The 516-nt window shown below is 35.9% G+C and carries 1 protein-coding gene and 1 pseudogene; both read left to right on the top strand.

Annotation, left to right across the window (positions count from 1 at the left end):
• Window positions 1–88: pseudogene (locus ACTNDQ_RS15445) on the top strand (TnpV protein); the annotation flags it as partial.
• 366 nt (window positions 89–454) lie between these two features.
• Window positions 455–516 (top strand): GTP-binding protein (locus ACTNDQ_RS15440; RefSeq protein WP_141724521.1); only part of this gene is annotated, 62 nt, incomplete at its 3' end.

The following is a 516-nucleotide window of genomic DNA, read 5'->3' as shown; positions in this document are numbered from 1 at the left end:
AGAAAACGCCTTAGAATGGACTGGAAGAACGAATAACATAAGGGCTTGTGCGAGGGAGATTGTGGAAAAGGAAATTATTTTTGCATAAACAGATGATTAGTGGCAGGGGGAAATCCTGCCGCTTTTTCTGCTTTAGTTTGTCAGCTTGACAAATAAAGGGTTAAGGAATATAATTAGATTCAGTATTATACAAGGAGTTAATAAATATGCGGCAAGGTATTCTTAAATAAACTGTCAATTTGATAGTGGGAACAAAAAGTAGCAGTCCCGTTTCACTTTTAATATGGGGCTTAGTTTTTTGTACCCAGTTTAAGAATACTTTTATCATGTAATTTTATATGCCCGAAAACATATAAGTGTTTTGGGGCTATTGGAGTTATTTACCCAGTGATAGGAGTATTTATCACTGGGTATTTTTATGCCCTTTTTTGGGTGTTGATAGGAGGAAAATCACATGAAAATAATTAACTTAGGCATTCTGGCTCACGTTGACGCAGGAAAGACAACATTAACGGA

The organism is Blautia massiliensis (ex Liu et al. 2021), assembly GCF_052064225.1.
Lineage (GTDB): Bacteria > Bacillota > Clostridia > Lachnospirales > Lachnospiraceae > Blautia_A > Blautia_A fusiformis.
The sequence above is the reverse complement of the archived record's forward strand: the minus strand, read 5'-3'. Positions and strand labels throughout refer to the sequence as shown.